24 protein-coding genes are annotated in these 22,108 nt (G+C 67.6%); 7 read left to right on the forward strand and 17 right to left on the reverse strand.

Annotated features, from left to right (window positions below; all coding sequences use genetic code 11):
* Positions 1–5 precede the first annotated feature (5 nt).
* The 6 genes from DDE23_RS17120 to ccoN form a co-directional block, all read right to left on the reverse strand.
* Positions 6–473 carry a FixH family protein gene (locus DDE23_RS17120; protein WP_107753326.1) on the reverse strand — a complete coding sequence of 156 codons (468 nt, stop codon included), beginning with the start codon at positions 471–473 and terminating at the stop codon, positions 6–8.
* Positions 470–1,903 carry a cytochrome c oxidase accessory protein CcoG gene (ccoG, locus tag DDE23_RS17125; RefSeq protein ID WP_107753328.1) on the reverse strand — a complete coding sequence of 478 codons (1,434 nt, stop codon included), beginning with the start codon at positions 1,901–1,903 and terminating at the stop codon, positions 470–472. Before ccoG ends, DDE23_RS17120 begins: the two co-directional genes overlap by 4 nt.
* Positions 1,904–2,140: 237 nt before the next feature.
* Positions 2,141–3,016 carry a cytochrome-c oxidase, cbb3-type subunit III gene (ccoP, locus tag DDE23_RS17130; protein WP_107753330.1) on the reverse strand — a complete coding sequence of 292 codons (876 nt, stop codon included), beginning with the start codon at positions 3,014–3,016 and terminating at the stop codon, positions 2,141–2,143.
* Entirely contained in the window at positions 3,016–3,231 is a 216-nt protein-coding gene (locus DDE23_RS17135; protein ID WP_107753332.1) for a cbb3-type cytochrome oxidase subunit 3, read from the reverse strand. Before DDE23_RS17135 ends, ccoP begins: the two co-directional genes overlap by 1 nt.
* A 13-nt stretch (positions 3,232–3,244) precedes the next feature.
* The gene (ccoO, locus tag DDE23_RS17140) at positions 3,245–3,970 is read right to left on the reverse strand and encodes a cytochrome-c oxidase, cbb3-type subunit II (protein ID WP_107753334.1); all 726 of its coding nucleotides are present in this window, start codon (positions 3,968–3,970) and stop codon (positions 3,245–3,247) included.
* Positions 3,971–3,985: 15 nt separating this feature from the next.
* The gene (gene ccoN / locus DDE23_RS17145; RefSeq protein ID WP_107753336.1) at positions 3,986–5,584 is read right to left on the reverse strand and encodes a cytochrome-c oxidase, cbb3-type subunit I; all 1,599 of its coding nucleotides are present in this window, start codon (positions 5,582–5,584) and stop codon (positions 3,986–3,988) included.
* Between the two features lie 233 nt (positions 5,585–5,817).
* Here ccoN and DDE23_RS17150 point away from each other — a divergent pair, with 233 nt between their 5' ends.
* Positions 5,818–6,657 carry a universal stress protein gene (locus tag DDE23_RS17150; protein ID WP_107753338.1) on the forward strand — a complete coding sequence of 280 codons (840 nt, stop codon included), beginning with the start codon at positions 5,818–5,820 and terminating at the stop codon, positions 6,655–6,657.
* 234 nt (positions 6,658–6,891) lie between these two features.
* Positions 6,892–7,425, forward strand: a complete 534-nt coding sequence (locus tag DDE23_RS17155; protein ID WP_107753340.1) for a DUF2087 domain-containing protein — start codon at positions 6,892–6,894, stop codon at positions 7,423–7,425.
* Here DDE23_RS17155 and DDE23_RS17160 read toward each other — a convergent pair.
* Positions 7,415–7,930 (reverse strand): P-loop nucleotide/nucleoside kinase family protein, encoded by a 516-nt coding sequence (locus DDE23_RS17160; RefSeq protein WP_107753342.1) that lies wholly within the window; start codon positions 7,928–7,930, stop codon positions 7,415–7,417. The genes DDE23_RS17155 and DDE23_RS17160 overlap by 11 nt on opposite strands.
* Positions 7,931–8,140: 210 nt before the next feature.
* Between DDE23_RS17160 and DDE23_RS17165 the strand changes: the two genes are divergently transcribed.
* Positions 8,141–10,111: a bifunctional 2',3'-cyclic-nucleotide 2'-phosphodiesterase/3'-nucleotidase gene (locus tag DDE23_RS17165; RefSeq protein WP_107753344.1), complete on the forward strand. Its 1,971-nt coding sequence runs from the start codon at positions 8,141–8,143 to the stop codon at positions 10,109–10,111.
* A gap of 86 nt (positions 10,112–10,197) precedes the next feature.
* Here the strand turns inward: DDE23_RS17165 and DDE23_RS17170 are convergent, their stop codons facing one another.
* The gene (locus DDE23_RS17170) at positions 10,198–10,671 is read right to left on the reverse strand and encodes a hypothetical protein (protein WP_107753346.1); all 474 of its coding nucleotides are present in this window, start codon (positions 10,669–10,671) and stop codon (positions 10,198–10,200) included.
* Positions 10,672–10,787: 116 nt separating this feature from the next.
* Between DDE23_RS17170 and DDE23_RS17175 the strand changes: the two genes are divergently transcribed.
* Together DDE23_RS17175 and DDE23_RS17180 are read left to right on the forward strand one after the other, a co-directional pair.
* On the forward strand, positions 10,788–11,117 hold the full coding sequence (locus DDE23_RS17175; protein WP_107753348.1) for a TfoX/Sxy family protein: 330 nt from the start codon (positions 10,788–10,790) through the stop codon (positions 11,115–11,117).
* A gap of 23 nt (positions 11,118–11,140) precedes the next feature.
* A complete protein-coding gene (locus tag DDE23_RS17180) occupies positions 11,141–11,446 on the forward strand; it encodes a TfoX/Sxy family protein (RefSeq protein WP_107753350.1) in 306 nt (101 codons plus the stop codon).
* Here DDE23_RS17180 and DDE23_RS25190 read toward each other — a convergent pair whose 3' ends face one another.
* The 3 genes from DDE23_RS25190 to fnrL form a co-directional block, all read right to left on the reverse strand.
* A complete protein-coding gene (locus DDE23_RS25190) occupies positions 11,447–11,596 on the reverse strand; it encodes a hypothetical protein (protein ID WP_157958058.1) in 150 nt (49 codons plus the stop codon). It abuts the gene before it with no gap.
* Between the two features lie 131 nt (positions 11,597–11,727).
* Positions 11,728–12,237 (reverse strand): hypothetical protein, encoded by a 510-nt coding sequence (locus DDE23_RS17185; protein ID WP_107753352.1) that lies wholly within the window; start codon positions 12,235–12,237, stop codon positions 11,728–11,730.
* A gap of 101 nt (positions 12,238–12,338) precedes the next feature.
* Positions 12,339–13,094, reverse strand: coding sequence for a transcriptional regulator FnrL (gene fnrL, locus DDE23_RS17190; RefSeq protein ID WP_107753354.1), 756 nt, complete (start codon positions 13,092–13,094; stop codon positions 12,339–12,341).
* Between the two features lie 51 nt (positions 13,095–13,145).
* On the opposite strand from fnrL, the gene hemN reads away from it, so the two are divergent.
* The gene (gene hemN, locus DDE23_RS17195; protein WP_107753356.1) at positions 13,146–14,501 is read left to right on the forward strand and encodes an oxygen-independent coproporphyrinogen III oxidase; all 1,356 of its coding nucleotides are present in this window, start codon (positions 13,146–13,148) and stop codon (positions 14,499–14,501) included.
* A gap of 39 nt (positions 14,502–14,540) precedes the next feature.
* On the opposite strand, the gene DDE23_RS17200 is transcribed toward hemN, so the two are convergent.
* From DDE23_RS17200 to DDE23_RS17225, 6 genes are all read right to left on the reverse strand, one after another.
* The gene (locus tag DDE23_RS17200; RefSeq protein ID WP_107753357.1) at positions 14,541–15,359 is read right to left on the reverse strand and encodes an META domain-containing protein; all 819 of its coding nucleotides are present in this window, start codon (positions 15,357–15,359) and stop codon (positions 14,541–14,543) included.
* Between the two features lie 160 nt (positions 15,360–15,519).
* Positions 15,520–16,281, reverse strand: a complete 762-nt coding sequence (locus DDE23_RS17205; protein ID WP_420330169.1) for a gamma-glutamyl-gamma-aminobutyrate hydrolase family protein — start codon at positions 16,279–16,281, stop codon at positions 15,520–15,522.
* Between the two features lie 72 nt (positions 16,282–16,353).
* Positions 16,354–18,426, reverse strand: a complete 2,073-nt coding sequence (locus tag DDE23_RS17210) for a bifunctional DedA family/phosphatase PAP2 family protein (protein ID WP_107753361.1) — start codon at positions 18,424–18,426, stop codon at positions 16,354–16,356.
* A 25-nt stretch (positions 18,427–18,451) separates the two neighbouring features.
* A complete protein-coding gene (locus DDE23_RS17215; RefSeq protein ID WP_107753363.1) occupies positions 18,452–18,877 on the reverse strand; it encodes a GlcG/HbpS family heme-binding protein in 426 nt (141 codons plus the stop codon).
* A gap of 9 nt (positions 18,878–18,886) precedes the next feature.
* Positions 18,887–19,339, reverse strand: a complete 453-nt coding sequence (locus DDE23_RS17220; protein ID WP_107753365.1) for a methyltransferase family protein — start codon at positions 19,337–19,339, stop codon at positions 18,887–18,889.
* Positions 19,336–21,498, reverse strand: a complete 2,163-nt coding sequence (locus DDE23_RS17225) for a malate synthase G (RefSeq protein ID WP_107753367.1) — start codon at positions 21,496–21,498, stop codon at positions 19,336–19,338. Before DDE23_RS17225 ends, DDE23_RS17220 begins: the two co-directional genes overlap by 4 nt.
* A gap of 217 nt (positions 21,499–21,715) precedes the next feature.
* Here DDE23_RS17225 and DDE23_RS17230 point away from each other — a divergent pair, with 217 nt between their 5' ends.
* A complete protein-coding gene (locus tag DDE23_RS17230; protein ID WP_107753369.1) occupies positions 21,716–22,108 on the forward strand; it encodes a VOC family protein in 393 nt (130 codons plus the stop codon).

A 22,108-nucleotide genomic window follows, 5' to 3' on the forward strand; every position in this document is an offset into this window, starting at 1 on the left:
CGGTCTCAGCGGTGATGGATCAGGCCGACGCGATAGGCGAATTCGGACCCGTCGGCGGCATGCGCGTCGATCCTCAGGTCCCAATTGCCGTAATCGGCATCGACATCGGCGACGAAGGCCCCGCCCTCGAAGCGGAACTCGGGCACGGTATCCTCGCGCTCGGTGGTCGGCCGGCCGAGGATCGCCGAGATATCGGCGACCGGGGCCGGGCGCCCGTCGGCGTCGAGGATCCGCACCGTCAGCCGCCCGCCGGTCATGTCCGCCTCGGTCGTCCAGCCCAGCGCCCGCTGTTCACGCAGCCGGTCGTTGAAGCCCTGGCTCGCGACATAGGAATTGCGCACCTCCAGCCCCGGGAACGTGTCGATCGCGAACCAGGCCATCACCAGATTGACGGCGATGATGACGCTGAAGGCCGACACCGTGATCGCCAGGACCATGCGGCCGGTAAGGGGGCGTCCCTGGGTTTCGCTCATCGCTGTCCACTCCCGTTGAAGACGGTTTCGCCATAGATGCGGTCGGTCTCGCCACTGACCGAGACCCACAGGCGCACCGGGGTCGTCGCGGCCGCCGCCGCAGGCGTTCCGGCCGAGGCCGTGAGATAGACGCGCTGGATCAGCTGCTCGTCCGGGCCCACGGTGACCAGTTGGCCCTGCACCCCCTCCATCGTCAAGGTGATCGAAGGGTTGTCGGCAACCGTCACGTAGAACTGCCGCGCGTTCTCGTTCATGTTCCGCAACCGGATGTCATAGGCGTTGCGGATCGAGCCGTTGGACAGCGTGACAAAGGTCGGGTTGCGGATCGGCGAGATCGACATGTCGATATCGGTGCGCAGGAACAGCGCCACCAGAAGGCCCAGACCGATCCCGGCCCAGAGCGTCGTGTAAACGATGGTCCGCGGGCGGAAGACGTGTTTCCAGATGGATTTCGGCGGGTTCCCGGCGCGTTCGCGGGTCTCGTCGGTCAGCGCCATGTAGCCGATCAGCTCGCGCGGCTTGCCGATCCTGTCCATCACGTCGTTGCAGGCGTCGATGCACAACCCGCAGGTGATGCAGGCCAGTTGCTGGCCGTCGCGGATGTCGATGCCCATCGGGCAGACGTTGACGCAGGCCATGCAGTCGATGCAATCGCCGTGCGCGTCCTCGGCCTCGCCCTTGCGCTGCTTGCCGCGCGGCTCGCCCCGCCATTCGCGGTAGCTGATGGTGATCGTGTCCTCGTCCATCATCGCCGCCTGGATCCGCGGCCAGGGACAGCCGTAGATGCAGACCTGCTCGCGGAAGAAGCCGCCGAACAGGAAGGTGGTCGCGGTCAGGAAGGCGATGGTGCCATAGGCCACGGGATGCGCGTTGAAGGTCACGAGGTCGCGCAACAGCGTCGGCGCATCGGTGAAATAGAACACCCAGGCGCCGCCGGTGGCGAGACCGATCAGCAGCCACAGCAGCCATTTGGTGCCGTATTTGCGGATCTTCTCGGCCCCCCAGGGCTGGCGGTAGAGCCGCAGGCGGGCGTTGCGGTCGCCCTCGACCCAGCGTTCCACCAGGATATAGAGGTCGGTCCAGACCGTCTGCGGGCAGGCATAGCCGCACCAGACCCGGCCCAAAGCCGAGGTGAACAGGAACAGCCCGATCCCGGCCATGATGAGAAGGCCCGCGACGAAGTAGAATTCGTGCGGCCAGATCTCGACCATGAAGAAGAAGAAGCGGCGGTTCGCCAGATCGACCAGCACCGCCTGATCGGACAGGTCCGGCCCGCGATCCCAGCGGATCCAGGGGGTGATGTAGTAGATACCCAGCATCAGCGCCATCAGCCACCATTTCAGGGTGCGGAAGCTCCCTTTCACGCGGCGGGGGAACACCGGCTCACGCTTGGCGTAGAGCTGCGGTTCGTAGTTTTCTGAGGAACTCACGGAATCGCTTCCTTTGCTTGCTTGCGATGGTCAATCGCACGGCGTCGCTGAGGTAACCTTGACCTGCATCAAAAACCCGAATTCCTGAGACGGGTTAAATGTGGCAAAGGCGCGCACCGGAGGGACAGCCGGGCGCGCCTTGACCATGGAAAAGGCTGCACCGGCCCCGGGAAACGCGCGAACAGGACCGGTCCGGTGCAGCCACCGGGCCCACGAAGGGCCCGGGTTATCAAGATGTTACTGCCCACCGCCCAATTGGTGGACATAGGCGGCGACGGCGCGGATCTGCGCATCGGGCAGACGGCCGGTGAAGCCCGGCATGATGCCGAAACGGGCATTGTTGACCGAGGCGCGGATCTCGTCGGCGCTGCCGCCATAGAGCCAGATCGCATTGTTCAGCGCAGGCGCGCCGACGAAGGCATCGCCCGAGCCGTCATCCATGTGGCACGAGGCGCAATTGTCGAGGAACACCTGCTCGCCCGCCGCGGCCAGCGCGTTGTCATGCGCCTGCCCCGAGATGGCGAGGACATGGTTCACGACCTGGTCGATCTCTTCCGGGGTCAGCAACCCGTCACGCCCGAACGAGGGCATTTCCGAATAGCGGGCATCGGGGAAATCGGTGTTGCGGATCCCGTAGGTCACCGTCTGCACGATGTCCTCCATGGTGCCGCCCCACATCCATTCGTCGTCCAGCAGATTCGGGAAGCCCGACCCCGGACGCAGGCCGTTGGCACCGGCGCCGTGGCATTGCGAACACTGGGCGCGGAACACCGCGGCCCCGGCGTTGACCGCGAAGCGCTCCAGCTCGGGGTTGGCGGTGATCGCGTTCAGATCGGTGGCCATCAGCTGGTCGTACCAGACCTGGTTGGCCTGGTCGGCCGCGGCGATCTCGGCCGCGACATCGGCGCGCGAGGAATAGCCCAGCACGCCCGCGGTGGCGCCCCGGACCAGCGGCCAGGCCGGGAACAGGATCCAGTAGACCACCGCCCAGATGATCGTGGCGTAGAAGGTCCACAGCCACCAGCGCGGCATCGGGTTGTCGAATTCCTCGATCCCGTCCCAGGAATGCCCGGTGGTCGGGCGATCATGGTTCTTCTTGTTCGGCGTGGCCATCAGCGTGCCCCCTGGCTCTGGCTGCGGGGGGCGTCATCATAGGCCCCGCCCGCTGCCGGTCTGTCGTCGTTGCGGAAGATGCTGGTGGCAGCGTCCTGCTGCACCCCGCGGCTGCCCGGGCGCCAGGCCCAGGCGATGATGCCGACGAAGAAGAGCGTCATGAACAACAGATACCAGCTGTCCGCGAAGCTGCGGAGAAGGGAATAGGTTTCCATGTTTTCCCCTCCCTCAGCGGCTGGTTTCGGCGGTGAAGGTGCTGAAGTCCACGAGCGTGCCGATCATCTGCATATAGGCGATCAGCGCGTCCATTTCGGTCAGCTGTTCCTGGCCGTCGAAGTTGCGGACCTGGGCCGAGTGATACCGCTCCAGCAGCGCCCCGCTATCGCCGAAAGGATCGACCTGGGCGCGGAAATCTTCCGGCGCGGTTTCGATCATCTCGTCGGTATAGGGCACGCCGACCAGACGGTAGGCCCGCATCAGATCCTGCACGTGTTCGGGCGTGATCGGCCGATCCAGCAGGAAGGCGTAGGGCGGCATCACCGATTCCGGCACCACGTCACGCGGGTTCACCAGGTGCGCCACGTGCCATTCGTCCGAATAGCGGCCGCCCAGCCGCGCGAGGTCAGGCCCCGTGCGCTTCGAGCCCCACTGGAACGGGTGGTCGTACATCGACTCCGCCGCCAGCGAGTAATGGCCGTAGCGTTCGATCTCGTCGCGCATCGGGCGGACCATCTGGCTGTGGCAGACGTAGCAGCCCTCGCGGATGTAGATCTCGCGCCCGGTCAGCTCCAGCGGCGAGTAGGGGCGCATGCCCTCCACTTCCTCGATCGTGTTCTCCAGATAGAACAGGGGCACGATCTGCACGAGGCCGCCAATGGTCACCACCAGGAAGCTGAGGACCAGCAGCAGGGTGGCATGCGTTTCGATTTTCTTGTGGTGATCGAGAATACCCATCGTCACACCCTCCGCTTATTCAGCGGCGACCGCGGCGGAGGCGGCAGGCTTCGCTTCGCCCACCTTCCGCACGGTCATCCACAGGTTGTAGCACATGATCAGGGCACCGACGAGGAACATGAGGCCCCCCACGCCGCGCACCACGTACATCGGGAACTTGGCGGCAACGGTGTCGGCGAACGAGTTCACCAGGAAGCCCTGCGCGTCGACCTGACGCCACATCAGACCCTCCATGATCCCCGTCACCCACATCGAGGCGGCGTAGAGCACGATGCCGATCGTGGCGAGCCAGAAGTGCCAGCTGACCAGCGACAGCGAATAGAGGCGCTCACGCTTCCACAGCCGCGGGACCAGGTAATAGAGCATCCCGAAGGTGATCATCCCGTTCCAGCCCAGCGCGCCCGAATGGACGTGACCGATGGTCCAGTCCGTGTAGTGCGAGAGCGAGTTGACGGCGCGGATCGACATCATCGGCCCCTCGAAGGTGGCCATGCCGTAAAAGCCCACGGCGACGACCATCATCCGGATCACCGGGTCGGTGCGCAGCTTGTCCCAGGCGCCCGAGAGCGTCATCAGACCGTTGATCATCCCGCCCCAGCTGGGCATCCACAGCATGATCGAGAAGGTCATGCCCAGCGTCTGCGCCCAGTCGGGCAGCGCGGTGTAGTGCAGGTGGTGCGGACCAGCCCAGATATAGAGGAAGATCAGCGCCCAGAAGTGGATGATCGACAGCTTGTAGCTGTAGACCGGACGTTCGGCCTGTTTCGGGATGAAGTAATACATCATGCCCAGGAAGCCAGCGGTCAGGAAGAAGCCCACGGCGTTATGGCCGTACCACCATTGCACCATGGCCGATTGCACGCCCGCCCAGACCGGGATCGAGGTCGATCCGAACAGCGACACCGGCACGGCGAGGTTGTTGACGACGTGCAGCATGGCGATGGTGACGATGAAGGACAGGTAGAACCAGTTCGCCACATAGATATGGGGCTCCCGGCGCTTGATGAGCGTGCCCATGTAGATCAGCAGGAAGACGACCCAGACGATGGTCAGCCACAGGTCGGCCAGCCATTCGGGTTCGGCGTATTCCTGGCTCTGGGTCGAGCCCAGCACATAGCCCGTCGCGGCCAGCAGGATGAACACCTGATAGCCCCAGAAGACGAACCAGCCGAGGCCGCCGCCAAAGAGCCGCGCCGCCGTCGTGCGCTGCACGACGTAGAAGGCCGAGGCGATCAGCGCGTTGCCGCCAAAGGCGAAGATCACCGCCGAGGTGTGCAGCGGGCGCAGGCGGCCGAAGTTGCCATAGCCTTGCAGGAACTCGAAGTTCAGCGTCGGAAAGGCCAGCTGAAAGGCAATGACCACGCCGACCAGAAAGCCGACGACGCCCCAGAAAGCGGTGGCGATCACGCCGTAGCGCACCACGCCATCGAAATATTCGTTTTGATTGTGAACCGCTTCCCCCATATGGCGAATCTGCCAGAGGAAGGCGATCGCCGCGGCCCCCATGAAAATCATCATGTGGACCAGGTAGGCGAGGTCACGCGCCTGACTTGCGGCGTACGCGGCGAGAACCGCGACGGCGGCAAGCAAGATCAGCTTGACGTAATCCCACATTTGTTTGCGTCCCTTCGTTTTGTCGTTGGCGTTTCCCCCGAGGGTCCGGGGGGACTCGGGGCCTGTTTCGCCACCGTCCTTATCCAGCGCCTAGGGCTGCGAAACCTTGATTCAGGTCAAGTCCTGGCCCCCGGGGTAAATTGACGCATATCAAGGTAATGACTACGTCCTCGGCTCACTATCGCTGTGTCAGGCATATGTCCCAAGACACACACGCCTAAGGAGATCTCTCTATGGCCTACAAGTCAATTCTTACCTTTGTCGCAAGCGAGTCCGAGCTTTCCGCCACGCTGCCCGCGGCGATGGAAATCGCCGCGAAGAACGATGCGCATCTCACCGCCACGCTGATGGGCGTCGACATGACCCCGGCGGGCGGTTTCTACATGGGCGCCTCGCCGATCATGCTGCAGGAGACGCTGGAACGCGCCCAGCAGGACGCCGAGGCGCTGGAGGGGCAGGCGCGGCGGATTCTGGACGGGAATGTGCTGCGCTGGGGCGTCGATTCGGCCGTGGCGCAATTCGGCGGCCTGCCCTCGCTGGTCGGCCTCAGGGCGCGGTTCTGCGATCTGGTGGTGCAGACCGGCCCCTATGCCGAGGGCGCCGGCGCCACGCAGGAGGCGGTGATCGAGGCCGCGCTCTTCGAGGGGCAGGCGCCGGTGCTGGTGCTGCCGCAGGGCAAGCTGGTCAAGGATTTCGGCCGCTCGGTGATGATCGCCTGGAACCAGTCGAACGAGGCGCTTTCGGCCGTGCGCCGGGCGCTGCCGCTGCTGCAGGCGGCCGAGTCGGTGCAGGTGGTGGTGGTCGATCCGCCGGTGCACAGCCCCGAACGCTCGGACCCCGGCGGCATGCTGACGCAGATGCTGGCGCGCCACGGGGTGCGGGCCGAGGTCTCGGTGCTGGCCAAGACCCTGCCGCGGGTCTCGGACGTGCTGATGCGGCACATGGAGGATATCGACGCCTCGGTGCTGGTGATGGGCGCCTATGGTCACTCGCGGCTGCGCGAGGCGATCCTGGGCGGCGCCACGCGCAACGTGCTGGAAAATGCCCGCCGGGCGGTGTTCCTCGCCCATTGACGGCCCGGGCGTCGCCACAGGATCTCCCCGTAGGATGGGCAATATTGCCCATCCTACCGCTTGCCGCGCCTGAAGGGCCGGTCTATCCTCGGACCCGGTCGGCAGTTCCCAAGGCGTCGCTGTCCCGCACGGGAAGCTAAACCTGCCTCACACCCTTCCACGACAGGCCCCTCGGCGCCGCATGTCGTAAGTCAGCGACCCCGACCCCGCCCGCGGCGCAGCCCCGAGGAATCCATGTCGCGCGACCTGATCCCCCTGACCACGCCGGATGTCTCCGGCTTCGCCCGCTCGCTGTCCAAGCAGCTGACCGGGCGCGAGGCCCCGCCCTCGCATCTGGAACTCCTGAACATGCTGGCCCGTGCCGCGGGCTTCCGCAATCACCAGCACCTGCGCGCCGCCGAGGCCGCCCGCGCCCGGCTGGACAGCCCCCTGCCCGCCCCCGAAGCCGTCGATTTCCGGCAGGTCGAGCGGGCTCTGGGCTGTTTTGACGCAGGGGGCGTGCTGATCCGGTGGCCCGCCCGGCGCCAGTTGCAGATCCTCTGCCTCTGGGCGCTCTGGGCGCGGCTGCCTGCGGGGCCGCGCCTTGACGAGCCGCAGATCAACCGGTTGCTCGATGCGCTCCATGCCTTCGGCGACCGTGCCCTGATCCGGCGGGACATGGTGGGGCTGGACCTGCTCAGACGCGGCGACGACGGGCGCGATTACCAGCGGGTCGAACGCCGGCCCCCGCCCGAGGCCCGCGCGCTCATCGCCCGCCTCAGCCGCTGAGGCCGGGCGCGAGCCGGGCGGCGATCCGCACCGCCGCCTGCTCGGCCGAGAGGGCGGCGGTGTCGAGCCTGAGCTCCGCCTCCGGCCAGGGGTGGTAATCCCGCGCCTCGACCGCCGCCCAATCGGCCGCCACGAAGCCCGGCAGGTCGTCGTGGCGCGCCTCCAGCCGCTGGCGGTGCAGGGCCCGGTCGGCGCAGAGCACCTCGACCCCCAGGAACCGCGCGCCCGCCTCGTCGGCGGCGGCGCGGAACAACGCCCGGGTCAGCGCCCAGGGGTTGACGCAATCGCAGATCACGTCGCTGCCCACCGCCAGATTGGTCACCGCCAGCGCGCAGGCGATGGCATAGCTTTCGCCGCTGATCTCGGCGCCGGGGCGGCTGCGCTGCATCGCCGCCTCGATGGCGTCGATGCGCAGGAAGACCGCGCCGGTCCGCAAGGCCAGCGCCCGGGCGATGCTGGTCTTTCCCACCCCCGGCAAACCGGCCAGTGCGATCAATGTCGGCATGCATGCCTCCCCTGTCCGTGTCCCCTCATCCGCCCCGGTCGGCGCCTTGTCATGCGCCTGTCACCTCCGCCGACGATGAATCGCGCGGCACCGGGGCGGGAAGCAGCCGGTCACAATTGGACCCCATGGTCAAATTCCTTGCCGCCTTCCCGCCCCGGGTTCACCATGACCCATTCGCCACCAGAGCGACTCACCCAGGGAGATCCTTCCATGACCCGCCGCCTGACGCGCCGCGCCTTCCTCGCGTCCTCGACCGCCGCCACCGGCTTCGTGCTGCTGCACCCGTTCTCTGCCCGCGCCCAGACCGGCCAGGCGCATCTGCGCATCCTGACCACGACCGACCTGCATTGCCACGCGCAGGCCTATGATTACTACGGCGACCGCCCCAACGACACGCTCGGCCTGTCGCGCACCGCCTCGATCATCGAGGAGATCCGGGCCGAGGCGACGAATACCCTGCTGGTCGACAACGGCGATTATTTCCAGGGCAACCCGATGGGCGACTGGATGGCCTATGAACATGGCATGAACGAGGGCGATATCCACCCGATCATCGCCGCCATGAACACGCTGGGCTATGATTGCGGCACTTTGGGCAACCATGAATTCAACTATGGCGTGGAGTTCATGGACCGGGTGAACGCCGGCGCCAACTTCCCCGTCGTCAGCGCCAATTTCGGCGCCTCGCTGGGCGCCACGCCGACCGAGGACAGCCTGCACCTGCCGCCCTATGTCATCCTCGACCGCATGGTCCGCGACGGCGACGGCACCGAAATGCCGATCCGGGTCGGCATCATCGGCTTCCTGCCGCCGCAGATCCTGCAATGGGACCGCGCCCATCTGGAAGGCGCCTACAATGTTCGCGGCATCGTCGAGGCGGCCGAGGCCTGGGTGCCCCGCATGAAGGAGGAAGGCGCCGACATCATCGTCGCGCTGTCGCATTCCGGCATCTCGGCGTCGGAGTATGAGCCGATGATGGAGAACGCCTCGCTCTACCTTGCGGGCGTGGACGGCATCGACGCCGTGGTCACCGGCCACCAGCATCTGGTCTTCCCGGGTTCGAACCACGAGGGCGAGGGGATCGACGCCACCGCCGGCACGCTGATGGGCAAGCCCGCGGTCATGGCCGGGTTCTGGGGGTCGCATCTGGGGATCATCGACCTGATGCTGGCCCGCGACGGCGATGGCTGGACCGTGGCCAATGCCGAAAGCTCGGTGCGCCCGATCTCGCAGCGCAACGAGGACCGCTCGATCAGCGCGCTGGTCGGCGATTACGCGCCGGTGGTCGATGCCACCGCCGAGGCCCATGCCTCGACCCTGGAATATGTCCGGGCCGAGGTCGGCCAGACCGAAGTCCCGCTTTACAGCTATTTCGCGCTGGTGGCCGATGACCCCTCGGTCCAGATCGTGTCCGACGCGCAGAAATGGTACGTCACCGACATCCTGCGCGGCACCGAACACGAGGGGCTGCCGGTCCTCTCGGCCGCGGCGCCCTTCAAGGCCGGTGGCCGGGGCGGTGCGGAATATTACACCGATGTTCCCGCCGGTCCGGTGGCGATCAAGAACGTGGCCGACCTCTACCTCTATCCCAACACGCTGATGGCGGTGCGGATCACCGGCGCGCAGGTCCGCGAATGGCTGGAACGCTCGGCCGGGATGTTCAACCAGATCACCGCCGGTCAGACCGATCAGGTGCTGCTGAACCCCGATTTCCCGTCCTACAATTTCGACGTGATCGACGGCGTGACCTATCAGATCGACCTGACCCAGCCGTCGCGCTATGACAACGACGGCAATGTGGTCGCCCCCGATGCCCACCGCATCGTCGATCTGCAGTTCAACGGCGCGCCGATCGACGAGGCCGCGGAATTCATCGTTGCCACCAACAATTACCGCGCCGGTGGCGGCGGGCATTTCCCGGGCGCCGATGGCTCGACCATCATCTTCCGCGCCCCCGATACCAACCGCGACATCATCGTGCGCTACATCGTGCAGAACGGCACGATCTCGCCCGCCGCGGACGGCAACTGGGGCTTCGCGCCCGCGCCGGGCACCACGGTCCTGTTCGAGACGGGACCGGCGGCCGAGCAATACCTGGGCGAGGTCCGCGCGCGCGGCGTGCTGATGGAGGCCGCGGGCCCGGGCGAGAACGGCTTCGCCCTCTACCGCATCGCTCTCTGAGCCCGCCCGGAATGACGAAGGGGCCGCGTAACCCGCGGCCCCTTCTTCCTTTCCCACCCGAACCAGGCCCCACCTGCCCGGAAGCGTCAGATCAGCGTGGCATAGCGCGCGTCGAGTTCGGCACTGCTGGGCGTGCCGGTCGGGATCGTGTTGCCGCGCGATTCGATCTCGGTCGCGATGGCCGATACGGCATCGAGGGTCATCGCCACCGAGGCGGCATCCCCCCGGTCCAGCTGCTGCGTCGCCATGGCCGACCAGTTGGCATAGATCTCCTGCAGCTGGTCTTCGTCATAGCCCGCCAGCTCTTCCATCCAGGCCGCCCAGATCTCGTCCGTGGCCTCCAGACGCTGGCGCTCGGTCGCGCCGCCCCCGCCCAGCATCACCACCGAGGCACCGACCAGCGAGGCGTTGATCTCCGCCCCCAGCGCGTTGCTGCCCGAACGGATCGCCGCGGCGCTGGCAAGGCCCAGCCCGACCACCGCCGCGGCAAGGACCGTCCAATCCACCGTGACGGCGCCGGTATCTTCCGTCATCCAGCGCGATAGGAAGGGGAACTTCATGATTGGCTCCGGTGCGACATTTCTTGTTAATGTTAATCTGCGCCGATGATGGCCTGAATGGGGCGAAGGTTCGGCACAACCAAGGATTGTGCGTCCGAGGGGAGGGTTCTCCGGCAATGGCCTATGACGAGGGGATGGCCCAGCTGCTGCGCGAGGCGCTGGCCGAGGCGCCGGACATCGGCGAGCGCAAGATGTTCGGCGGGCTGTGTTTCATGCTGTCGGGCAACATGGTCTGCGGCGTGCACCGGCGCGGCGGCATGTTCCGCGTTGGCGCCGCGCAGGTCGAGGCGGCGCTGGCCGTCCCCGGCACCCGGCCCATGGATTTCACCGGCCGCCCGATGACCGGCTTTGTCGAGATCGACTACGACGAGCTGGGCGATGACGACATCCGCGCGGCGCTGGTGGCCATGGCCCGGCGCCATGCCGCCGCCCTGCCGCCCAAGTGAACACGGCGGCGGATCCGGCCCTCATGGCCGCGCTGAGGGACGACCTGGGCGCCGAGGCCGGGATCAGCGAGCGGCGGATGTTCGGTGCGCTCATGCTGATGAAGGACGGGCACCTGCTGGCAGGCGTCTCGGCCCGGGGTCAGGCGTTGTTCCGGGTCGGTCCCGAGGGGATCGCCGCGGCGCTGGCGCTGCCCGGCGTGGAACCGGCGGTAATGGGCGCGCGGGTGATGAAGGGCTTCGTCGCGCTCGATGCGGCGGCCGGGACCGGGCCGCGCCGGGCGCTTCTGGCGCAGGCACTGGCCTTCGTGGCCAGCCTGCCGCCCCCTTGATCAGCGCACGACGCCGCCCGCCGCCCCGCCGGAAAAGCTGCCGGGCCCGTGGCTGCCCGCGCGATCCGAACCGTACAGATAGCCGCCGCTCCACGGATGGGCGGGCTGCTGGCGGGTTGCTTCGGCCTGATGGGTGCTGGTCTGACGCATGATACTCTCCTCCTCCTGATCGGTGGGGCCAGGGGCCGGACACCGGATCCTGCCAACAGGAAACCCCGCAAGCGTGTCAAAGCTGCGGGGTCAAAAGGGAAAGATTGTGGCAGATCAGCGCGTTAACGCTATCACGAGCGTCTTGTACGATCCCCGAGAGACGAAACGGGCCGGGTCAGCCCCCGCCGCTCGATTTCGCGCTCGGTCAGGAACAGCGCGTCCTGGGTATAGGCCGCCATCACGTTGCGCCCGTTCAGCTCCCGCTGGGTGACGCGCAGGAAATCCAGCAATTCGGCATCACTGAACCGGGTGATCCCCCGGCGGAAATTGTCGTATTGCGCCTGATCGTAGGCCAGCAATTCGGCCGGCATCGTCGGATCGTCGAGGCCCAGCCGCGCCGCGGACCAGCCCATCGCGGCCGAATACCAGCGGCCCGGTGCCTCGGGCGGGACCATCAGCGCGCCGAACCCCGCAGCGCCGAGGCACAGCGCCACCGCGCCCGCCATCGCCCAGCGCCTGGCGAGGGCCTTCACCCCGCCCGTCCAGCGCGTCAGCCGGGAGCCCGGCTCGGGCTGCTGCGCCACCGGCGCCACCTCGACCGTGGCCACCACATCGTCGTAATGTTTGTCCCAATCGAACATCTGCCGCGTCCCGATCGTGTCTCCGTTCAGGAAACAATCTCTGCGCGAACCGGGGCAAGATTGGGGCCGCCCCGGGGCATTCTCGCGGCGACCGCCAGGGATCAGACCAGAAAGCCGCCGTCGCTGTCGTCGCCTGCCTCTTCGATCAGGCGGTCGAAGTCGGGAATGGTGATGTGGCGCTTGCCTTCGATCTCGATGATGCCGTCCTTGCGCAGGGCGCTGATCTGGCGGCTCACTGTTTCCAAAGTGAGGCCCAAATACTCGGACATCGCCTCGCGCGTCAGCGGCAGGTCAACGATCACCCGCCCCTCGCTCTTTTGCATCTTCAGCGAGGCATCGCGCCGGGCGATGATGGCGATGAGGCTCGCGATCTTTTCCCGCGCCGTCTTGCGGCCCAGAAGCAGCATCCATTCCCGCGCCGCGTCCAGTTCGTCCAGCGTCATCTCCAAGAGGCGCTGGCCGACATGCGGCGTCTGGACCATCAGCTCCTCGAAGGGCTTCTTGCGGAAGCAGCACATCACCAGATCGGTCGTCGCCACCACGTCATAAGCGGCGGTCTCGCGCCCCGGACGGCCGACGAAATCCGAGGGCAGCAGCAGACCGACCATCTGCCGGCGCCCGTCTTCCATGGTCTGGGTCAGCGTGGCGATGCCGGTGACGACCGAACCCACGAAATCCATGCGGTCGCCTGACCAGACAATGGTCTGCCCGGCCTCGAAGCTGCGGTAATACTTGGTTTCTTCCAGCCGGACCAATTCGTCGGTCTCGCAGCGCGCACAAACCGCCCGATGCCGGATCGGACAATCCCCACATTGCACATGGGTGAACTTCACGGGGGCGGCTGAGGTTTTCTGCATCGGGTTGATTTAGGTCAAGGCTCGCGGGCTGCGTATCGCCAAACTAGGCGAATGGATACGGAATCGCAACTCGCCCGACTGGGTCTCTTTGACGCGCGCGTGCCGCGCTATACGAGCTATCCGACAGCGCCGCAATTCTCGGCCGCGATCGGTGGCGATCATTTTGCCCGCTGGGTCAAGGCGATCCCGCCGGGCAGCCCGGTCTCGCTCTATCTGCACGTGCCGTTTTGCCGGCGCCTGTGCTGGTTCTGCGCCTGCCGGACGCAGGGCACCTCGCACGACGATCCGGTGATCGCCTATGTCGAGACGCTGAAAACCGAGCTGGGCCTGCTCAAGCGCATCCTGCCCGAGGGCGTGACCCTCTCGCGGCTGCATTGGGGCGGTGGCACGCCGACCATGATCCCGGCGCCGCAGATGACGGAGCTGGCCCGCGCGATTTCCGACACGGTGCCGCTGGGCGAGGGCGCCGAATTCTCGGTCGAGATCGACCCGAACGAGATTGACGAGGCCCGCCTTGATGCGCTGGCCGCGGCGGGGATGAACCGCGCCTCCATCGGGGTGCAGGATTTCGACCCCGAGATCCAGAAAGTCATCGGCCGCGACCAGAGCTATGAGGTCACCCGCCGCGCGGTCGAGATGATCCGCGCCCGGGGCGTGACCAGCCTCAACGCCGACATCCTCTATGGCCTGCCGCATCAGACCAGCGCCCGGCTCAGCGATTCGGTGCAGAAACTGCTGTCGCTGTCCCCCGACCGGGTGGCGCTTTACGGCTATGCCCATGTGCCGTGGATGGCGCGGCGCCAGCAGATGATCCCGTCGGACACCCTGCCCCGCCCCGAGGAACGGCTCGCGCTGTTCGAAACCGCACAGAAGCTCTTCAACTGGGACGGTTATGTCGACATCGGCATCGACCATTTCGCCCGGCCCGAGGACGGGCTGGCGGTGGCGGCGCGGAATGGCAGGCTGAGGCGCAACTTCCAGGGCTATACCGACGACACCGCGAGTGCGCTGATCGGGCTGGGCGCCTCCTCCATCTCGATGTTCCCGCAGGGCTATGCGCAGATGAACGCCGCGACCTCGGGCTGGACCAAGGCGGTCCGCGAGGGGACCTTCGCCACCGCAAGGGGGCACGAGTTCCAGGGCGAGGACCGGCTGCGGGCCCGGATCATCGAGGCGCTGATGTGCGATTTCGCCGTGCAGACCGATGAATTGGTGCGGGATTTCGGCGTGACGCGTGCGGCGATGAACGCGCTCTTCGCGCCGGTGGCCGAGCGGTTCGGTGCCTTCGTCCGCCATGATGCGCGGGGCCTGTCGATCCCGGCCGAGGGGCGGCCGCTGACCCGGATGATCGCCGCGCAATTCGACGCCTATGCCATGGCCAAGACCGGCCATTCCTCGGCCATCTGACAGGCCGAGGGCCCGCGCGGGGCGCGGGCCCTTCCGGTCTCAATGCGGGGCGAAGCGGGCCAGCAAGCGGCCTCCTTCGCCGCGCAGGATCAGCCGGCCGCCCTGGATCTCCAGCAGCCGCGTGGCGCCGAAAGCCTCAAGCAACAGACGCTCCACCTGCCCGGCCTCGCCGCCGCAGCCGCGCCGGGTCATCATGATCCCGCCGATGCGATGCCCGCCACCTTCGGCCGTGACGCGGCCGTCGAAGGCGTTGCAGCCGGTGTTGCCCTGTGCCCCGCCCTGCCGGTCGATGCCCAGCTGGACCGCGGCCCGGGTGGCCATCGACAGCGGCTGCGACTGGCCGTTGACATAGAGGTCCTGCACCCGCCACTGGCCGACGAAGACGGCCGCCGGGGGGCGCGGCGGCAGCGGACGGGGCGCCGCACCCGTCGGGATCAGCTGGAATTGCTGGGCCCGCCCGGCGCTGCCCCAGGTGGCGTTCAGCCGCTGGCCGCGGCCATCCGCGCCGACGAACTGCCCGCTCTGGACCGAGCGCAGGCTCACGCTGCCGCCCTGATCCCACAGTTCGAACGTCTCCCAGCCGCGGATATGCGGCGAGACGAGGGCCATTTCGGTCGCGGCCCCGATCCCCGCACGCAGGAACAGCCCGCTCGCCGGATCGCGGAACGCCACGCGCCGACCATCGAGGCGGATCATCTCCATCGGCACCGCCGCCCCGGCGCCCAGCCGCAGAAGTCCCGCGCTGTCGCGGCCGACCGGCTGACCGGTGGCCAGGGATTGCAAGGTGACGACCTCGGCGAAGGCGGGGGCGGTCAGGCAGAGGACAAGCGCCAGCGCGCGGCAGAAGGAGCGCAGCATCGGATCAGAGACCCAGCGCGGGCGAGGTGGCGGGAACGATGGCGATGAAGGCGCCGATGATGCCAGCGAGAAGAACGAGCAGCTTGTCCATGTGAGCCTCCGCTACGGCCCCCAGCGGGCCTTTCAGAGGTCAGTCGGACACGCCCGGCAAAGGGTTCAATCAGGCGTTCACCGACGCCCAGTCGCGCACCGCCTCGCCAAAGGCTGCGAACAGCGGGCGCGAGACGGGATCGTTGGCGGCGTTGTATTCGGGGTGCCATTGCACGGCCAGCGTGAAGCCCGGCGCGTCCTTGACATAGATCGCCTCGGGCGTGCCGTCGGGCGCGTGGCCGTCGATGACGATGCGCCTGCCGGGGGTCTTGATCCCCTGCCCGTGCAGCGTGTTGGTCATCACCTGCTGCGCGCCCATCAGCCGGTGGAACGGCCCGCCCTCGGTGAAGGTCACCATGTGGCGCAGGGCGAATTTCTCCTCCAGCGTGCCATCGGGGGGCATGCGGTGGTTCATCCGCCCCGGCAGATCGCGGATCTCGGGATAGAGCGAGCCGCCCAGCGCCACGTTGACCTCCTGGAACCCGCGGCAGACGCCCAGGAAGGGCTGCCCCCGCTCCACGCAGGCGCGCACCAGCGGCAGGGTGATGGCATCGCGGGCCCGGTCATGGGCGCCATGCGCCTCGGTATGTTCCTCGCCGTATTCCTCGGCGTGCACGTTGGGCCGCCCGCCGGTCAGCAGGAAGCCGTCGCAGACCGCCATCAATTCCTCGACCGAGACAAAGCGCGGATCGGCCGGAATCAGCAGCGGCATGGCGCCCGAGACATCGGCCACCGCCGCCGAGATCATCGAGGCCCCGGCATGCACGTGATAGGTTTCGTTCAGTAGAGCGGCGTTACCGATAACCCCGACAACCGGACGCTTTCGCGACATCATCTGTTCCTGCGGATCGCTTTGCTGACCAAACCTAGTCCCGGCGGCGGGCGAAGAAAAGGGGGCGGGCGGTCAGGGCAGGCGCAGGATCACCGCCTGCCCATCGCTTGACCACGGATCGCCCGCAATCGACGTGCCGGACAGCGCCGATCCGGTGGCGACGCGCCCCAGCTCGACCGCGCCTGCCGCCACCAGCGCCGCGGCCAGCCGGTCCCGCTCGGCATCCGGATCGGGGGCGATGTGGTGCAACAGCGTGCGGTCGATCCCGTCATCGAAGCTGGCCGCCCCGACCCAGAGCCTCAGCCCCTCGGCCGTGACATAGCGCGAGCGCCAGAGCCGCAGGTGATGGCGGCGGCGTTCGCTGTGGTCCGGCGTGGCCTCTTCCCAGGCGCTGTCATTGGGCGTGCCCTCCCAGAAATAGGGGACCACCGGCGCGGTCGGATCCTCCAGATTGCGCCAGGCGCTCCAGGCGGCGCGGGTCACGGCCTGCAGGCCGGGCGGGTCGGCCAGAACCCAGCCCAGACCCCGCATCGCCGCGCTGACCGCTGCCTCGTCGCGGGCGGCGAGGATCAGGTTGATCGGCTCCAGCGGCGTGCCCAGCAGCGATTCCGTCTGCCCGGCAAAGCCCCGGGCCCCGACCACCGCGGCGACCTCGGGCAGGACCACATCGGCGGGACCGGTCCAGGGCAGGGTCTGCGCCTTGTCGTAAAAGACCGTGACCCAGACCGCGCCCGCCAGCAGCAGCGCCACCGGCAGCGCCATCCAGCGCCCCCGGGGCATCGGCGCGGGCCGGGGCCGGGTGTCGTCCCACCATTCGGCCATGGCGATGCCCACGACCAGCCACAGCGTGCCGACCAGCCAGCCGTTCAGCACGTCGCTGAGGTAATGCTGCGCCAGATAGATCCGGCTGCCCCCCACCAGCAGCGCCATCAGCGGCGCCAGCACCAGCACCACCGGCAGCCGCAGCCAGCGCATCCGCCAGGCGACATAGAACACGCTGCCCCAGAACGCGGCCGAGATCGCCGCATGCCCCGAGGGGAAGCTGTTCGTCGCCTCGACGAAGAAGGCAAAGGGCGGCCGGTCGCGCTGGAAGATCAGTTTCAGCACCGTCACGCTCAGCGCGTTGCCGATCACCGCCACCGCCAGACCCAGCGCCAGATCGCGCCGCCCGCGCGCCAGCAGCCACAAGGCCAGCGCGATCGAGATGGCGGCGACGACCCGCGTGTCGCCCAGCGCCGTGACATGGGTGGTGACCCTCAGCGCCGCCGGGTTGCGGAAGGCATGCATCAGATTGGCCACGCGCTCGTCAATGGCGACGATCGGCGCCGCCGTCAGCCAGTCGAGGACCGAGGCCACCCAGACGCCCAGCAGATAGACGAAGACCAGCGCCAGCATGGTGGCAGGCAGGCCGCCGAAGCGCCCCTGTTCGACCCGCCGGACGATGAAGGCCGCCAGCCGCGGGTAGCGCACCGCCAGTCGCTGCACCCAGGGCAGGGCGACCAGGGCCCCGGCGGCCATGCCGGTCACGCGCTGCACGAAGGGCCAGAGCCTGAGCGCCCGCGCCACCAGCCAGATCAGCAAGAGGATGAGCAGCAGCACCGCCAGCGCCGGCAGGCCGACCCGGGTGACCAGCGGCCCGATCTGGCTGAGCGCCCCGCCCAGCAGATAGCCCAGCGACAGATGGAACAGCGTATAGGGCACCGCGGCGACGACGGACCACAGCAGGAAGCGCCGGTGCGCCATCCCCGACAGCGCCGCGGCGATGGGCACGAGGCCCGAGACCGGCCCCAGAAAGCGCCCGATGACCAGCGCCAGCCCGCCGTAGCGCTCGAACAAGGTCACCGCGCGGGCGAAGGTGCGTGACCCTTCGAGCCGCCCTTTCAGCCCGCGCTGCGCCAGCCGCCCGGTCCAGTAGCCGAGTTCCGTTCCCAGGACCGAGCCGATGGCCACGAACCACGCCAGGTCGATCGGATCCAGAACCCCCTGCTGGATCAGCATCCCGCCCGCGTCGACGACCAGCGCCCCGGGCACCACGACGCCGGTGACGAACCAGGCCTCCAGCATCGCCGCCAGCCCGACGACCCAATAGCCAAGCGCGCCCATCGCCTCGATGGACGGCAGGATCTGGTCCATGGACGGAAACATGGCGCCGCCTTTGGTTAACCGGGCCTCAGCCCTCGCCCACCAGCCCCGCGGCCTCGGCCCCGGCGACGCCCGCCAGCGCGTCGTTGTCCGAGGTGTCGCCGGTGATCCCCACCGCGCCGACGATGGCGCCGGTGGCCTTGTCGCGCAGCAGCACGCCGCCCGCCACCGGCACCACCTTGCCGTCATAGACCCCACCCAGCGCGCCGATGAAATGCGGCCGCTCGGCGTACATCTCGCCCAGCTTGCGGCTGGGCACGCCGATCATCACCGCGCCATAGGCCTTGCCCTGCGCGATCCCGAACCGGCCGACCGGCGCGCCATCCTCGCGCTCGAAGGCCAGCACATGCCCGCCCGCGTCCAGCACCACGACCGAGAGTGGTTTCATCCCCTTCTCGCGCCCCGTGGCGCGGGCGGTGGCGATGATGGTGCGGGCTTGATCGAGGGTCAGCATGGGGGTCTCCTACCAGCGGCGTGTGGCGGCACTATAGCGTTCTGCCTCGGCGCCGAAAGTGTCGAGAAGGGCCTGTTCCTCGGCCCGGATAAAACGATGCGTGATCAGCGGCGGGAAGACTGCGACCAGCAGCAGCGCGCTGAGCGTCCCCCACAGCAGGCCGGTGCCCAGCAGCGCCAGCGCCATCCCGGTATAGATCGGGTTGCGGTTCAGCCGGTAGGGCCCCTCGACGATCAGGGCCTTCGGCACCCGCCGCGGCTCGATCGCCGTGCGCTTGCGCCAGAACCAGAGCGCGGCCCAGCCGGCCAGCCCGACACCCGCCGCCAGCAGGACCCAGCCCAAAGGCCAGGCCCAGCCGCCGAAACGGAGCAGCGGCAGGAGCCACGCAAGCAACCCCTGCAGCAGGCAAAAGCCCAGCGCCCAGACCGGCGGCAGGTCGGGAAAGCCCCGCAGGTGGCTCACGCCCTTGCGGCCTTCAGCTCCAGCCTGCGGGCATGCAGCACCGGCTCGGTATAGCCGGACGGCTGCTCGCGCCCCTTGAACACCAGATCACAGGCCGCCTGAAAGGCGATGCCGTCAAAGCCCGGCGCCATGGCCACATAGAGCGGGTCTCCCGCGTTCTGCCGGTCGACCACGGCGGCCATCTTCTTCATCCCGGCCATGACCTGCGCCTCGGAAATCACCCCGTGATGCAGCCAGTTGGCCAAGGCCTGCGAGGAGATGCGGCAGGTCGCCCGATCCTCCATCAGCCCGACATCGTGAATATCCGGCACCTTGGAACAGCCGACGCCCTGATCCACCCAGCGCACGACATAGCCCAGGATGCCCTGCGCGTTGTTCTCGATCTCGGCGGTGATCTCGTCCTCCGACCAGTTCACGCCCTGCGCCACCGGGATGGTCAGCAGGTCGTCCAGCGTGCCGCGCGCCCCGCCCGCCGCGATCTCGTCCTGCCGGGCCATCACGTCGACCTGATGGTAATGCGTGGCGTGCAGCGTGGCGGCGGTGGGCGAGGGCACCCAGGCGCAGGTCGCGCCCGCCTTCGGATGGCCGATCTTCTGCTTCAGCATCTCGGCCATCAGATCGGGCGCCGCCCACATCCCCTTGCCGATCTGCGCGTGCCCCTTCAGCCCGCAGGCCAGCCCGATATCGACGTTGCGGTCTTCATAGCTGGCGATCCAGGGCTGGGACTTCATGTCGCCCTTCTTCACCATCGGCCCCGCTTCCATCGAGGTGTGGATCTCGTCCCCCGTCCGGTCGAGGAAGCCGGTGTTGATGAAGGCCACCCGGTGCTTCGCCGCCCGGATGCATTCCTTGAGGTTGGCCGAGGTGCGGCGCTCCTCATCCATGATCCCCAGCTTGACGGTGTAGCGTGGCAGGCCCAGCGCCTTTTCGACCTCGGTGAAGATCTCGTCGGCGAAGGCCACTTCCTCGGGGCCATGCATCTTGGGCTTCACCACATAGACCGAGCCATGCAGCGAATTGCGCGGGCCTTCGGTCTTCCGCAGGTCATGCATCGCACAAAGCACCGTGACCATCGCGTCCAGAAGCCCCTCACCCGCCTCGCGCCCCTCGGCATCGAGCACGGCGGGGTTGGTCATCAGATGGCCCACGTTGCGGACCAGCATCAGCGCCCGGCATTTGACCGTCAGCGGGGCGCCCGAGGGCGTGCGATAGGCGAAATCCGGGTTCAGGCGGCGGGTGAAGGTCTTGCCGCCCTTCGAGACCTCTTCCGAAAGGTCGCCCTTCATCAGGCCCAGCCAGTTGCCCCAGGCCAGAACCTTGTCCTCGCCATCGACCGCCGCGACCGAATCCTCGCAATCCATGATCGCGCTGATCGCGCTCTCCAGATAGACATCCGAGATCCCGGCGGGATCGGTGCTGCCCACCGGGGTCGAGGGATCGACCAGGATTTCGATCATCAGCCCGTTGCGCCGCAGGATGACCTGCAGCGGGCAGAGGTCGTTCTCCAGCCAGGCGAGGAATTGCCCGGGATCGGCCAGCCCCGTCTCGCCCTTCGCCGTGGTCAGGACCAGCGCATTGTCCTTGACGGCAAGCCCCGTCACCTCGGCCCAGCTTGCGCCGTTCAGGGGCGCCGCCTTGTCCAGATGCGCCTTGGCCCAGGCCACCACCCGCGCGCCGCGCGCCGGGTCGTAACCCTTGCCGGAAGGCAGGTCGCCCAGCGCATCGGTGCCATAGAGCGCGTCATAGAGGCTGCCCCAGCGCGCATTCGCCGCGTTCAGCGCATAGCGCGCGTTCATCACCGGCACGACCAGCTGCGGGCCGGGGGTGGTGGCGATCTCGGGGTCGATGCCCGAGGTCTCGATGCGGAAATCCGGCCCTTCCGGCACCAGATAGCCGATCTCGGCCAGGAACGCCCGATAGGCGGCGGCATCGAACGCCTGCCCCTTGCGCGCGACATGCCAGGCGTCGATCTGCGCCTGCATCGCCTCGCGCTTCGCCAAGAGCGCGCGGTTCTTCGGACCCAGCCCGTTCACCAGCCCCGCCAGCCCCGCCCAGAAGGCATCGGCCCCGATGCCGGTGCCCGGCAGCGCCTCTCCCTCGATGAAGGCCACCACGCGGGCATCCACCTGAAGACCCGCCTTGTCGATGCGCCGCACCATCGCCCACTCCCGTCCCACCGGCCCCACGGCCTGATTGTATGCTGTTGTAGACAATACGAACAAAGGTTTCCGATAGGCAACACGCGATTGCTGCCCCGCAGCAGCGAAATCCCCACAGGAGTTTTCGGAAAAATTAGTTAGTCTCTGACCTAACTTTTTGCTTGCGCGACTCGGGGCGAATAGTTAGTCAAATAACTAACCAACATGGGAGAGCCCGATGCCCCGCATGATCTTCGTCAACCTGCCCGTCGCCGACCTGCCGAAATCCATGTCTTTCTGGCGCGCGCTGGGCTTCGATTTCAACCTCGACTACACGGACGAGACGGCGGCCTGCCTGGTGCTGTCGGACACGATCTTCGCCATGCTGCTGACCCACGACAAGTTCCGCGGCTTTGCCCGGCGCGAACCGGCCGACACCGCCACCCACCGCGAGGCGCTGATCGCCCTGTCGCTGGACAGCCGCGACGACGTGGACCGCATCGTCGAGGCCGCCTTGGCCCATGGCGGCGCCGCGCATGGCGAGGCGATGGACCACGGTTTCATGTATTACCGCCCCTTCACCGACCCGGACGGCCACGTTTGGGAACTGACCTATTTCCCGGCCGCCTGA

The organism is Pararhodobacter aggregans (assembly GCF_003075525.1).
GTDB classification, from domain to species: domain Bacteria; phylum Pseudomonadota; class Alphaproteobacteria; order Rhodobacterales; family Rhodobacteraceae; genus Pararhodobacter; species Pararhodobacter aggregans.